A 12,261-nucleotide genomic window follows, 5' to 3' on the forward strand; every position below is an offset into this window, starting at 1 on the left:
TTTGGTTGTCGACGCGTGTCGGGTGTGCGACACGACGTATTTGCGGGCACACGGACCAGTGGCGCCCGAGGTGCGGCGAGACACGCCCTGCAACCGCGCCGACCTGCCGCTAGCTTGCGCGCCCAGTAGGTTTGACGGCAGGCAACTTGCATAAAGTGGTACGCGCAAATCCCGCGGACCGAAATTTCCGCTCGGCACTCGAAGAGGAGGACTCATGACATCGATCGACAACACTGCTCTGGGCCGTCTTGAGAAGGAAGGCAGGCTTGTGAATGCGGTGCTGAAGGGCTGGACCAAAAAAGAGGGCCGTTTTGGCTTTCGCGGCGACATCGCATTAAGGTTCCAGCCCCAACTCGCCGACGAGAAGAGGCCGCCAGATTATTCGATTGAACAAGTGCTGACGATCGCGGAACGGGGAGATCCGACGATTCCGATATTGGCCGGCTATCTGCACTCCTTTACCTATCTTGCCGATGTCGCACAGGTGCTTGATGGTACGCTGAGCCCGGATGGAAGATATTTCATATTCTGCAACAACATCGACTTGCTCGCGAAATACCGCACCAAAATTGGTGACATCACGTTCTGCGTGCTGCCATGCGAGGAGTCGACGGTATGGAAGGAGATGATGGACCTGGCCGGTGTCGACAAGAACGACATCAAGACCTTCGATACGGCGGGCAAGCTCGACTACCTCATCGACGCGGCCAAAGACATTGAGGTGTCCTGCACTGAGCTTTCTTATAAAGAGGGCCTGTCAAAGATGGGGCCGGTCAAAAACCGGAACGAGAATCGTCCGGTTTAGCGTTTTGGCTCAGACCCTCTTTGCCTCGTCATCTTCAACAAGCTCAACTCCCGTTACGCAGATGTCGCCATCGAGCACTGAGAGCGCAATCGGCGTCAAGCGCTGCCTCTTGCAGGGGCCGTCCACCGCAAGTCCTGTACCGAGCTCGAACGTCGAGCCGTGCTTGCCGCACATCAGGCGCGAACCCATTGGGATCCAGGAACTGGTTGCGCTCCCACTCCAGCTTCACGTGATCATGCGGGCAAACCCTGCGATAGCCGATCACGTCCTTACCCGAGCGCACGATCACGATCGGCCTGGCCCGGGCGCACCGTCGTCACCGATAATCATGAGCTGAAAGCCGATCGCTCGCCGGTTCGGAACATCGCCGGAGTTGCAGATCGCGCACGCGATGTTCCGCTCCATGTCGTCCTCACTAAGGGACCAGGTCTCTCGGCCAGGCAATTGCAAGAGTCGCGCAAGATCTCGCGGCCGCCCGGGTCAAACCACCTCTCAGGGGCCAGGTGCGATGCAAGGTGCTACGCCACGCATGCGGGTTCGCCAGGGGGCTTTTTCACCCGCTTGCACGACGCCTCGCTGGCGCGGAAGCACGGATATGGCACGAGATTTGATCCTCGCCCTGAAGCATACGCTTGCATGGAGATTGACATGAACACGTCGCCGCAACTCGTCCATCGCTCCGCAAACGAACTCAAATCTCTGCTCGATCATACCGCACCGACTGTGTATTCGATGGCGCGCCCGATCACGGTGTGCGAGGTCAATTGCACCCACGTGGCTGTCAGCTTCAAATTCGAAGAGCCGGTTCTCGACGCGACCTCCGGCGATCTGGAGGCTTCGCAATTCGCAGCCAATCCCATGCCCACCGCCCGCGCCGTCGCACCGTGCGCCGCACGTGCCGCCAGGGCGGATGGGATCATGGTTGGGGATCCCTCTGCTGGTCGCGGCAAGGACAAGGTCAAGGTCAACTCGGTTGAAGCGTCTTGCACGCAACAAACGTCGAGGAAGATGGCCTCGAATGTCTCCCCCGAGGGGAACTGGCGGGGATGGCCTGACCACCTCTAAGCCAGAAGCTGAGCCATCGATGCCAACTTTTGTGAAGCTCACGCAGGACGGTCGCAAGCTCGAAGTGACAGGGCTCGCTATTACACTTGGCGGCGAACTCGAAAGCGACAGCCTGATCGAGGTGAAGGATCATCCTTATCGCCGCGCGATCTGGGCAGTCGTGCCCGATGCCAGCCACATGGCCGGGCGCGTCCCGTTGACGCGCGAGGAAGCTGGGATTGTAATCGAGGCCCTCAAGAGCGCGCAGACCGCTCTGCTCGCAAGTGCGGTCGCCATTCATGAGCGATTTCGGGTCGCTGCAATGATGAAAGCACGTGACCAGGGGATCGAATAGGACCTACTCACATTTTTGGCTTATGGGGATATCGCCGCCGTTAGGCCCCAGCTTCGAAAGCGAGCGACCTCGCAAGTGAGCGGCTCAGGCGACGACAGCGTGAACTTGACAATTGGTGGGACAGACGCGGGCGCACGCGCCGCAGCCGATACAAGCGCCGACATCGGTCATGACCATAATCTTCTTCTCGATCTCGTCATCATCGTCATCGAGGTCAATCATCTCGCCGTCCTCATTGAGACCTTTCAACGTCATGACGTCGCGGCCGCAGACCTTGTAGCAGCGGCCGCAGCCGATGCACCTCTCCGGGTCGATCGAGATCAGGTATTCCGGGCTCCACTCGCGGCCGTCGCGGGTTACTGATGCCATAATCGTTGATCGCCTATGCTCTTTCCAGTTTGTTGAGCTCTTGACGCTTGCGTTCGAGAACGGCGAAGGCGTCGTAGGCCTTCTGAGCGACTTCCAGGATCGAGGTCCAGTTGGCGGGCAGATCTTCGGAGAGATCGTGGAGATCCATCTTAGCCTGGGTCGCTTTGGTCGATAGTTTTTTGACCTCGGCTTTCAGTGATTCAAGATCGCGCATGATCGCCTCAGTAGTTCGCAACTTCCGGAAACCTGCGGATCATCTCGACCGCGCTGTTGACGTGCCCGTCGCCCTCGGCGGCGAGCTTTGCAAGATTGTCAAAGCCAAAGCGATGTACATCACGTAGCCGCTTGCTCACGACGACAAGCCGCCCTGCGATCAGGACCAGCCGACCGAAGCCTTCGTGGTGCATCTTCAGCATCGGGGACACCCCTACTCCGGTTTCTCTTTCGATCGAAAGCGCAACGGCATCGAAGAAGAGCTCAAGCCGCCAGATCGTATCCGGATCTGGATCGCCGACGATTGGGAGGATGCGCCGCTTCTCCTTGTCGAGCAGGTAGGGCTCGAGGAGGTCGATATCCCTCTTGCCTTCCCACGCGCCGTGGGTGTCCTGCGCCCGCCAAATCTTGACGAGCTCCCGGACGAAGGGCGCGTCCACCACCTGATCGCGAGGAGTGGGCTCAGCCGGTTTGTTCATGACAGGTCCCATCAGTCCTCGAACTCCAGATTGCGTTCCCCACCCTTGGCGAGCACCTTGCGCAGCCAAGGCGGCGGAGAGCCCTTCAGGACGCCTTCGAGCTTGACACAGAGATCGTCGATCGCCTCCGGCTCGGCTACCTTCATTGGATGGATTTTCTGAGCAACCACCCGCGCGGCCCCCGAGCCGCCGATCGCGGCGACATAAAGAATGGCGCAGTCCTTGATCGCCTCGATCTTCGGCGTGAGCTTATCCTCAATGCCGTCTTCCTTGAGATCTCCGTCAAACTGGATTGCCTCGACAAAGCGATGGCCGTCCGGTTGGACGTCATAGATGGCGATGTTTCTGGCCCAGCCGAAATGGGCATCGACGCGCTTCAAATCCTGAGTGGCGAATGCGACCTTCATCGACTTGGGTCCCTCCTCTGGCATCAGTGCAGCTGCGGCGGAACGACCTGGAAGCCGGGATCGCAGGTCCGCCAAGTGTCCGGCGTCGGCTGGCGATTGTCCTCGCGATCGGCGATAATGAGGTTCGCCAGATCGAAGATCAGCTCCCGCGTGCCGCGATAGCCGACGGTCTTCAGATGCCCGGCGCCGACCCGGTCGAATATCGGAAAGCCGGCGCGGTAGAACGGGATCTTCAGCCGCGAGGCTGCCTGGCGCCCGTGCGCGTGGGTAATCAGGAGATCGCAGTTGCGCACCCTGGCGCGTTCTTCCAGGTCCTCGAGATCGCCGATCAGCACCTCCTCGGACTTGACGCGCTCGAGCACCGGCGAGGCGGCTGTGGTCACTGCTGCCGCGATCTGGGCGCCCATCTCGTGCAGCATGCTGGAAACATCAAACAGCAGGTCGGGCTCGGCGCCGATCGCGAGCTTGCGGCCTCCGATGTGAAAATGAGCATCCAGCATCGCGTCTGCGAGCTGTCCGCGCTGACGACGGTATTTGAGCGGGACGGGCCGCCCGCTGATCTCGCTCAGGAAGGCGATGAATTCGTCATTGGGGATGAGGCCGCAGAGCCGCTCGAACAGGCGGACTGGCGTCCCGGTTCTGGCATGCATGGCGGCCGCTGCCCGGCGCATCTGTGCACCGATTGCGACCGTCCAGGCCGCGCGCCCCATGCTCGCGATTTCCTCGACGCCGATTCCTCCGATCGTGGTGGGCGTGAACTTGTCCGGTATGTGGCCATCCAGCGAGCCGCCGATATCAGGAAGGAAGGATGGATCCAGTCCGAAGTCCTCAAAAGTCGTGCGCAACTCGTCGATGTCGCCGGGCGTCAGATGACAGCCCGGCAGCACATTCACGCGCGAGAGGTCGCGCGGCGCCGCCGCGTCAACGGGGTCGACGAGGACCTCTACCATTCGCGCCACCGTCTTGCCCCAGCCATCCTGAAACGCATCCTTGAAATCTGGAGTCGCGACGTAGACCAGCGGACATTTTTCGAGCTGCAGGTGCTTCTGCCGGACCTGTCGGATGAACGCCTCGACGTCGTCGCCCTTTGTCTCGGTGACGCCTGTTGAATTGATGCCGATGATCTCGGGCTTGGTCCGGCTATAGATGTTCAGGACTGCCTGCTCGACGTTGTCGTAACCGCCGAGCACCGTAGCGACTTCGCTCATCGCAGTCGTCTGCAGCGGTACAGCTTCCTTGAAGTGCCGCACCAATAGCGTCAGCGCAAAGGACGTACATCCTTGCGGGCCGTGCAACAGGGGCATAGCGCCGCGCACGCCGAGATAGGCAAAAGCGCCGCCGACCGGTTGACTCATTTTGAGCGGATTGACCGAGCAGGCTTTCTTCGACATTGTGACGGTCGCCATGCCGCGCTGCCCTACTCCGCCGCCTGCAGGCGAGGCGCAGCATGCACAGCCGGTCTGTCACGCATCCTCCCCTCGCAAGCGCTGTGGCTTACGGATTCCCATGGCGCCGGTCTGCGGAGTTGGTCCCAGATCGGATTGTACAACGCCTTGTCGATCTCCTCCATGAGCTTCACCATGCCGGCATACCCCAAATAGGCGTAAGACCGTTCTTGGTTGATGTCGAGCCACGGCATGGCGGCCTTCAGCGCAACGAACTGCGACTTTCCGCCGGACAGCATGATGTCGGCCTTCGCGTCCTTCAGCATCTCGTACATTTGGCGCGCGCTCATCTCTTCGATCATGTGAGCGTCCTGGCCCATCAGCTCTTTGATGCGTTCTTTGTCTTCCCTCGTCGACTTCTTCACGGACGTTCCGACAATCTCGAGGCCCGCTTCCTGCAGCGCGGCCACGACCGACCAGGACTTTACGCCGCCCGTGACCAGCAGCGCCTTTTTCCCGGCAAACCGCGGCTTGAAACCGTCGATCGCGGCCCAGGCCTTTGCCTCCTCTCGGGAGATGACGGCCTCGGTCCGGGTCATCAGCTCGGTTGGCGCGCCGCGTGCAATCAGCATGCGCGCAATATTGCGTAGCGAGTCGCTGGAATCCTGAATGCCGTAGAACGAGCCTTCGAAGAAGGGGATACCGTAGCGCTCCTTCATCTTGCGCGCGACGTTGATCAACGCTTTGGAGCAAACGACCATCGCGGCTTTTGCGCGGTGCGAGCAGGCTATGTCGCGATATCTGGCATCGCCAGAGATGCAGGACAGAATGCGGATGCCGAGCTGGTCGAGCAACGGCTTGACCTGCCAGAGCTCGCCGGACAGATTGAACTCACCGACGAGATTGATGTCGTACGGTGTCGTGATGTCGGGTTCCTGCGTGCCGATAACGTGCTCGAACAGCGCCTCGCCGGCAAGCTTGCTGCCGAGGTTCTTTGAGCCAACGAAACCCGGCGAATTGACGGGAATGACGGGCTTTCCGAACCGCCTCGCAGCTGCCTTGCAGACTGCATTGATATCGTCGCCGATCATGGCGGGCACACACGTCTGGTAGACGAAGATGGCCGGCGGATCGTACTTCTCGACGACCTCCCGGATCGCTTTATAGAGCCGCTTTTCGCCACCGAACACGATGTTCATCTCATCCATGTCCGTCGTAAAGCTCCTGCGCCAGAGGTCGGGGCCGGAGGAGACGGAGCTGCGGTTGTCCCAGGAATTGCCTTCGCAGGCGATCGGGCCGTGGACAAGGTGGGCGACATCGGTCACCGGCTGCAGCGCTATCTTTGCGCCATCGAAGGCGCAGCCGCCGGCGGCGCCGCCCGGCTGCAGCTGCTTGGTGCAGCCCTTCCTGCGCTCGGCTTCCGATTTATTGACGTTCCTCGCGCAGCCCGGCTCGCTGAGGGCATCCTGGATCTTGGTCGATAGCGAACTCATCAATGTCCCCTTGCATGGGCCGATGGCTTCCCGGTCCAGGCGCAGACGATAGTCTGCGCCCGCGCCGGAAGCTGCGACAACGGGCGATAAGGCCAAGATGCGTGGCCGCATCAGCGAACGATATCGAAGCTGTAGTCCGTCTTGCCCGCGATGTTCGTGTGCTTGTCGATTTCGTCGAAGATCTTGTCGAGGATCTTCACCAGCACGTTGATACCGCCCTGATATCCCCAGACGGGGTATCGGTGATGGTGATGTCGATCGAATATCGGAAAGCCGATCCGGATCAGCGGCGTGCCTGTGTCGCGCTCCAGATATTTCCCATAGGTATTTCCGATCAGGAAGTCGACCGGCTCGGTGAACAAGAGCGAGCGCATGTGCCAGAGGTCCTTGCCAGGATAGACATGGCAATTCTGCCCGAAGGGCGAGCTGGCAAACAGCGTCCGCATTTTCTCTTCCCAGGCCTTGCCGCCATTCGTCGAGAGCACATGGGTCGGCTCGGCACCGAGCTCGAGCAAGAAGGCTGCAAGTCCGTAGCACAGGTCGGGATCGCCGTAGATTGCAAACTTCTTGCCGTGGATGTGGCTGCTGGAATCCGCGATGGCGTCGACCAGCCGCCCACGCTCCTGCTCCAAGGCCTTCGGTATTGGCTTGCCCGTGATACGCGACAAGGCCATCAGGAAATCGTCGGTGGCGCCGACGCCGAGGGGATAGTTGAATGCGAGAATCTTGTGGCCATGATCCTCAACAAACGGCAGCGTTTTCTCCGTGCAATACTGCTGCATAGAGATGGTTGCCTTGGCGTGAACCGCATTCGCCGCGTCGTGCAAGCTGGTGCCACCGCCATACATGCGGAACTCGCCATCGGTCGGCGTGTCGAACACGTCGCTGTTATCGCCGAGAATCGTGTACTCGATCTCCATCAGTTCCAGAATTCGCTTGATCTCGCGAAGGTTGCCGACGGTGTAGCCATCGAAGCCGCCGATGACGTTGATCTTACCATTTTGCTTGCGCTCTAGCTTGGGCGCGCTGCCGGCCTTGCCGTCCCAGAAGTGCTCCAATATGCCTTTGAGTGCATGATCGTAACCGTTGACGTGACTGCCGACAAAAGCTGGCGTATGGGCGAACGGAACGTCGAACTCCGCCGGCACTGAGCCCTTTTCCTTTGCGGTCTTGATGAAGGCGTTGAGATCGTCGCCGATCACCTCGGCCATGCAGGTGGTGGAGACCGCGATCATTTTGGGTTTGTACATGTTGTAAGAGTTGGCAAGCCCGTCGATCATGTTGTTCAGGCCGCCGAACACGGCTGCATCTTCCGTCATCGAGGAGGAGACGCAGGAGCTGGGTTCCTTGAAATGCCGGGACAAATGGCTGCGATAATAGGCCACGCAGCCCTGCGAACCATGCACGAAGGGCAGCGTTCCCTCAAAGCCGGCGGAAACAAACACGGCTCCGAGAGGCTGGCAGGCCTTCGCCGGGTTCACAGTCAAGGCTTCGCGAGCAAAGTTTTTCTCTCGGTATTCAGGTGTCTTGGACCACTCCCGGATGCGCTCGACTTCTGCGGGATCATGCGGGCATTCAAATAGCGCCCTCTTATTGGCCAGCATCTGCTGGTATTCCTGGCCTTTGAACAGCTCAAGATGATCGAGCACGTGTTCGGCGTTCTGCGTCATTGTGGCACTCTTTATCGGCTTCCTGTTTCATCGCCTGTCGCACCAGCTCGCACCGCTTGGGGCGAGCCGTGTCGTTTGCTCATTCCGCCGCCATCAGGGTCGGCTGAGGGGAGTTCGTCCAAGGCGCCTTGGTCATTTTCCAGACCGGCGAATTGATCGCCATGTCCATGTCGCGGGCGAAAATCGCAAATCCGTCATAGCCGTGATACGGGCCCGAATAGTCCCATGAATGCATCTGCCGGAACGGCACGCCCATCTTCTGGAAGACGTATTTCTCCTTGATTCCGGAACCGACAAGATCCGGCTGGATCTTTTCGACAAAGCGCTCGAATTCGTAGCCGGTCACGTCGTCATAGATCAGCGTTCCGTCCTTAACGTAGCGCTGGGCGGTGCGCTGGTAGTCGTCATTGTGACCGAACTCGTAGCCTGTGCCGACGACCTCCATGCCGAGATCTTCATAGGCACCGATCACGTGGCGCGGCCGCAGCCCCCCGACGAAGAGCATCACCGTCTTGCCTTCCAGGCGCGGGCGGTACTTGGCGATCACCGCATCCATCAGCGGCTGATACTTGGCGATGACGCGCTCGGCGCCTTCCTTGATCTTGTCGTCGAAGTACGTTGCGATCTTGCGCAGCGACTCGGCGATCTTCGACGGACCAAAGAAGTTGTATTCGCACCAGGGAATGCCGAACTTCTCCTCCATGTGGCGAGATATGTAGTTCATCGACCGATAACAGTGCAGAATGTTCAGCTTCGCCTTCGGCGTCGCCTCGAGCTCGGCAAGACTTCCGTCACCAGACCACTGCGCAATCACTCGCAGCCCCATTTCTTCCAGGAGAATGCGCGAGGACCAGGCGTCGCCCCCAATGTTGTAGTCGCCGATGATCGCGACATCGTAGGGCGTTGACTCGAAGGACGGGGCCTTATCCGGCGCGATCTTGTCGAATATCCAGTCGCGCACGGCGTCGTTGGCGATGTGGTGACCCAGCGACTGCGACACGCCACGGAATCCCTCGCAGCGCACCGGCACGATGGTCTTACCGTTATATTCCTTGGATTTGGATCTCGACACGGCTTCAATGTCGTCGCCGATCAGACCGATCGGGCATTCCGACTGGATGGTGAGGCCGTGGTTGAGCGGAAACAGCTCGTGGATCTCGTCGATAATCTTGACGAGCTTCTTGTCACCGCCGAAGACGATGTCCTTTTCCTGGAAATCGGAGGTGAACTGCATGGTCACGAAAGTATCGATGCCGGTGGTGCCGACATAGTAGTTGCGCCGAGACCCCCAGGAATACTGGCCACAGCCGACCGGACCATGGCTGAGGTGGACCATGTCCTTGATCGGCCCCCACACCACACCCTTGGAGCCGGCATAGGCGCAGCCACGGATGGTCATCACGCCGGGGATCGATTTGAGATTCGACTTGACGCCACAATCGGATTTTCCGGCCTCATGGACGTTGAGGTGCTTGGCGCGCCGCTTGGCGGTCTTCTCCGGATAGACTTTCAAAACTTCCTGGATGAGCTGTTTATTCCGCGCCTTGATCTCTGCGGCGCTCTGGCTGGTGGCTTGGGTCATACGAAGTTCCTTCGTGTCATCCTCTGCGCTATACAAACCGATACTCGCTCAAGACCCCGAATTTGGCGTCCGTCTCAGGCCGACTGGACTGCCAGCTCGGCGGCGGTTTTGCCCACCTGGTCCTCGTCGACCGCCTTCATGATGCCGTGCTCCATCAGCATGTCCTCAAGTTCGTCCATGCTGATCGGGGTCGGAATGATGCCCTTGCCGCCATTGTTGTGGATTCTCGCCGCGAGATTGCGATAGTGATCCGCCTGCTTGGAGTCGGGGGCATATTCCAGCACCGTCATGCGGCGCAGCTCCGCGTGCTGCACAATATTGTCGCGCGGCACAAAGTAGATCAGCTGGGTTCCGAGCTTCTTGGCAAGTGCTTCCGCCAGCTCCAACTCCTTGTCCGTTTGCCGCTCGTTGCAAATCAGCCCGCCGAGGCGCACGCCGCCGGAACTGGCATACTTCAGAATGCCCTTCGAGATGTTGTTGGCGGCATACATCGCCATCATCTCCCCGGACATCACGATGTAGATCTCTTGTGCCTTGTTCTCCCGGATCGGCATTGCAAACCCGCCGCAGACGACGTCGCCGAGCACGTCGTAGGACACGTAGTCGATGTCCTCATAGGCCCCATTCTCTTCCAGGAAGTTGATCGAGGTGATGACGCCCCGGCCTGCGCACCCCACCCCTGGCTCCGGCCCGCCGGACTCGACGCAGCGGATATCCTTGTAGCCGACCTTCATGACGTCTTCGATCTCGAGGTCCTCAACGCTGCCGGCGTTCGCTGCCAGGCTCAAGATCGTGTCCTGCGCCTTGGCGTGCAGGATCAGTCGGGTCGAGTCCGCCTTGGGATCGCAGCCGACGATCAGGATCTTGTGATCCATCTCCGCAAGCGCTGCGAGCGTGTTCTGAGATGTCGTCGATTTGCCGATACCACCCTTGCCGTAAAACGCAATTTGTCTCAGTGAAGACATTCTATTCTCCCTCCGGCCGATCGACGATCGCCGTCCTGCTCTCTCATGTCCCATCGCCACTTGCCCGGCTCGCATCCTCTCCTGATACGTGGGCTCGACTTGCCAAGTGTTGTGCAACGAGTGTGCCAGCCCAGGCCCGACAGAAAAAACCGCGCAAGTAGAGATAGATACGGGCGCAGATGGAGATTGTCGCAAATGCGACGCGCGGCCAGCATCCGAGTTTGACTTCGAAGTCTCGTGTCAGAAATGAAACAGTGAGTGAGAAGTGATATCGGCCATGCTCCGGCGAGGCTGGATCGATCACGATGTAACGCTCACTCCACGGGCGTCCATCAACTCGTTTCGGTTTCTTGCAAAGCAACTTGCCCCGAGTGGAGAAGCTGGCGATCAGTCCTACTGACAAGCGACTCTAGGGCACATCCGATGCCGGCGCTCCGCCTTAGCGCAATCGTCTCTTTTTCTGCGGATGCATCCCGTGGCGTATCGCGAAAGAGACCTATTGGCTTTTTTCAGCACAAGTCGTGGATTTTCGCGACCGGCCTTTCGTAGATCACACGTGCTGTCCGCCATTGATTGGCACTTCCGCACCCGTGATGTAGCTCGCCGCGTTCGAGCAAAGGAAGAGGATAACCTTTGCAACCTCGTCCGGCGTGCCGACACGGTGCAGGGGTATGACCGGCGCCAGTTGAGCCTCGGTTTCTGGCGACAGAATATCGGTCTTGATTTCGCCGGGCGCGATCGCGTTGACGCGAATGCCGAACGGCGCGTAGTCGTGCGCCATCTCGCGCGTTAAGCAGGCAAGCGCGGCCTTGGAGGTCGCATAGGCGGTCCCGGCGAACGGATGCACGCGAGAACCGACAATTGAGGTGACATTGACGATAGAGCCTGACGCCACCTTCAATTCGTCAAACAAACCCTGTGCCAGCAAGATCGGCGCGAGTAGATTGACGTGGAATACCTGCATCCAAGTGTCGACCGGCGTGCTCAGCGAATTCATCCGGCTGCCGTTTGCCGTCTTTGGTGAAATGCCGGCGTTGTTGATCAAGGCATGAAGCGGCTCACCGTCCAGGCGCGCCTTGATCTCGGCGATCAGGCGCGGCAATGCGCGGTGGTCGCTCAGCTCAACCTGGATATGGTTGTCGGTCCCGGAATGCCATGGGCATCGACCGCCATCGAAGGGCTGGCGTGAGCAGGAAATGATCCGCCAACCCGCCTCCGAAAACAGTTTCCCCGTGGCGTGACCGATACCGCGCGAGGCGCCGGTCAAGACAACCGTTTTTACCTCACCATATCGTTGCGCAGGCGACCTGTCGCCGTGAGCCGGACAAAGCGCGAGGGCCGATTGAGAGATCGGACCAGCAATACTGTCGCGATACGGTCGATCGAGAGGCAAGCTAGCTCCTAAACATTATTGATGTGGCGCGACATCCACAGCGGCGCTCTGAGCAAGAACTGGGCCATGAGCAGCGGATCAGAACCTCCGGTCCGACATCG

The 12,261-nt window shown here is 59.6% G+C and carries 12 protein-coding genes and 2 pseudogenes; 3 read left to right on the plus strand and 11 right to left on the minus strand.

The genetic code is table 11. The features are described from left to right. Window positions 1-214 precede the first annotated feature (214 nt). On the plus strand, window positions 215-805 hold the full coding sequence (locus AXW67_RS05615; RefSeq protein WP_063677058.1) for a hypothetical protein: 591 nt from the start codon (window positions 215-217) through the stop codon (window positions 803-805). 9 nt (window positions 806-814) lie between these two features. On the opposite strand, the pseudogene AXW67_RS43770 reads toward AXW67_RS05615, so the two are convergent. Continuing rightward, window positions 815-1,210 (minus strand): annotated as a pseudogene (locus tag AXW67_RS43770) (Rieske (2Fe-2S) protein). A 243-nt stretch (window positions 1,211-1,453) separates the two neighbouring features. On the opposite strand from AXW67_RS43770, the gene AXW67_RS05625 reads away from it, so the two are divergent. Together AXW67_RS05625 and AXW67_RS05630 are read left to right on the plus strand one after the other, a co-directional pair. Further along, complete coding sequence (locus tag AXW67_RS05625) at window positions 1,454-1,870, plus strand: hypothetical protein (RefSeq protein ID WP_136623883.1); 417 nt, start codon at window positions 1,454-1,456, stop codon at window positions 1,868-1,870. Window positions 1,871-1,889: 19 nt separating this feature from the next. Beyond that, entirely contained in the window at window positions 1,890-2,204 is a 315-nt protein-coding gene (locus AXW67_RS05630; protein ID WP_063677060.1) for a hypothetical protein, read from the plus strand. 84 nt (window positions 2,205-2,288) lie between these two features. On the opposite strand, the gene fdxB is transcribed toward AXW67_RS05630, so the two are convergent. The 10 genes and pseudogenes from fdxB to AXW67_RS05680 form a co-directional block, all read right to left on the minus strand. Then, window positions 2,289-2,573, minus strand: coding sequence for a ferredoxin III, nif-specific (fdxB, locus tag AXW67_RS05635; protein WP_063677061.1), 285 nt, complete (start codon window positions 2,571-2,573; stop codon window positions 2,289-2,291). A 13-nt stretch (window positions 2,574-2,586) separates the two neighbouring features. Then, window positions 2,587-2,787, minus strand: coding sequence for a CCE_0567 family metalloprotein (locus AXW67_RS05640; protein ID WP_063677062.1), 201 nt, complete (start codon window positions 2,785-2,787; stop codon window positions 2,587-2,589). 7 nt (window positions 2,788-2,794) lie between these two features. After that, window positions 2,795-3,265 carry a NifX-associated nitrogen fixation protein gene (locus AXW67_RS05645; RefSeq protein ID WP_063677063.1) on the minus strand — a complete coding sequence of 157 codons (471 nt, stop codon included), beginning with the start codon at window positions 3,263-3,265 and terminating at the stop codon, window positions 2,795-2,797. An 11-nt stretch (window positions 3,266-3,276) separates the two neighbouring features. Continuing rightward, window positions 3,277-3,672, minus strand: coding sequence for a nitrogen fixation protein NifX (nifX, locus tag AXW67_RS05650; protein ID WP_063677091.1), 396 nt, complete (start codon window positions 3,670-3,672; stop codon window positions 3,277-3,279). 23 nt (window positions 3,673-3,695) lie between these two features. Beyond that, complete coding sequence (gene nifN / locus AXW67_RS05655; protein WP_063677064.1) at window positions 3,696-5,078, minus strand: nitrogenase iron-molybdenum cofactor biosynthesis protein NifN; 1,383 nt, start codon at window positions 5,076-5,078, stop codon at window positions 3,696-3,698. Between the two features lie 91 nt (window positions 5,079-5,169). Continuing rightward, a pseudogene (gene nifE, locus AXW67_RS05660) lies at window positions 5,170-6,550 on the minus strand (nitrogenase iron-molybdenum cofactor biosynthesis protein NifE); the annotation flags it as partial. Between the two features lie 110 nt (window positions 6,551-6,660). Then, entirely contained in the window at window positions 6,661-8,220 is a 1,560-nt protein-coding gene (nifK, locus tag AXW67_RS05665) for a nitrogenase molybdenum-iron protein subunit beta (protein WP_063677065.1), read from the minus strand. A gap of 79 nt (window positions 8,221-8,299) precedes the next feature. Further along, on the minus strand, window positions 8,300-9,802 hold the full coding sequence (gene nifD, locus AXW67_RS05670; RefSeq protein ID WP_063677066.1) for a nitrogenase molybdenum-iron protein alpha chain: 1,503 nt from the start codon (window positions 9,800-9,802) through the stop codon (window positions 8,300-8,302). Window positions 9,803-9,876: 74 nt separating this feature from the next. Further along, window positions 9,877-10,767 (minus strand): nitrogenase iron protein, encoded by an 891-nt coding sequence (gene nifH / locus AXW67_RS05675; protein ID WP_063677067.1) that lies wholly within the window; start codon window positions 10,765-10,767, stop codon window positions 9,877-9,879. Window positions 10,768-11,317: 550 nt separating this feature from the next. Continuing rightward, window positions 11,318-12,130 (minus strand): SDR family NAD(P)-dependent oxidoreductase, encoded by an 813-nt coding sequence (locus AXW67_RS05680; protein WP_245315432.1) that lies wholly within the window; start codon window positions 12,128-12,130, stop codon window positions 11,318-11,320. Window positions 12,131-12,261 lie beyond the last annotated feature (131 nt).

It is taken from the genome of Bradyrhizobium neotropicale, assembly GCF_001641695.1.
GTDB classification, from domain to species: domain Bacteria; phylum Pseudomonadota; class Alphaproteobacteria; order Rhizobiales; family Xanthobacteraceae; genus Bradyrhizobium; species Bradyrhizobium neotropicale.

Coding starts and splice junctions, on each gene's coding strand:
- AXW67_RS05645 (WP_063677063.1), bottom strand. CDS start 3,265: ATGAACAAACCGGCTGAGCCCACTCCTCGCGATCAGGTGGTGGACGCG.
- nifN (WP_063677064.1), bottom strand. CDS start 5,078: ATGGCGACCGTCACAATGTCGAAGAAAGCCTGCTCGGTCAATCCGCTC.
- nifK (WP_063677065.1), bottom strand. CDS start 8,220: ATGACGCAGAACGCCGAACACGTGCTCGATCATCTTGAGCTGTTCAAA.
- nifX (WP_063677091.1), bottom strand. CDS start 3,672: ATGAAGGTCGCATTCGCCACTCAGGATTTGAAGCGCGTCGATGCCCAT.
- nifH (WP_063677067.1), bottom strand. CDS start 10,767: ATGTCTTCACTGAGACAAATTGCGTTTTACGGCAAGGGTGGTATCGGC.
- AXW67_RS05625 (WP_136623883.1), top strand. CDS start 1,454: ATGAACACGTCGCCGCAACTCGTCCATCGCTCCGCAAACGAACTCAAA.
- nifD (WP_063677066.1), bottom strand. CDS start 9,802: ATGACCCAAGCCACCAGCCAGAGCGCCGCAGAGATCAAGGCGCGGAAT.
- AXW67_RS05630 (WP_063677060.1), top strand. CDS start 1,890: ATGCCAACTTTTGTGAAGCTCACGCAGGACGGTCGCAAGCTCGAAGTG.
- fdxB (WP_063677061.1), bottom strand. CDS start 2,573: ATGGCATCAGTAACCCGCGACGGCCGCGAGTGGAGCCCGGAATACCTG.
- AXW67_RS05615 (WP_063677058.1), top strand. CDS start 215: ATGACATCGATCGACAACACTGCTCTGGGCCGTCTTGAGAAGGAAGGC.
- AXW67_RS05640 (WP_063677062.1), bottom strand. CDS start 2,787: ATGCGCGATCTTGAATCACTGAAAGCCGAGGTCAAAAAACTATCGACC.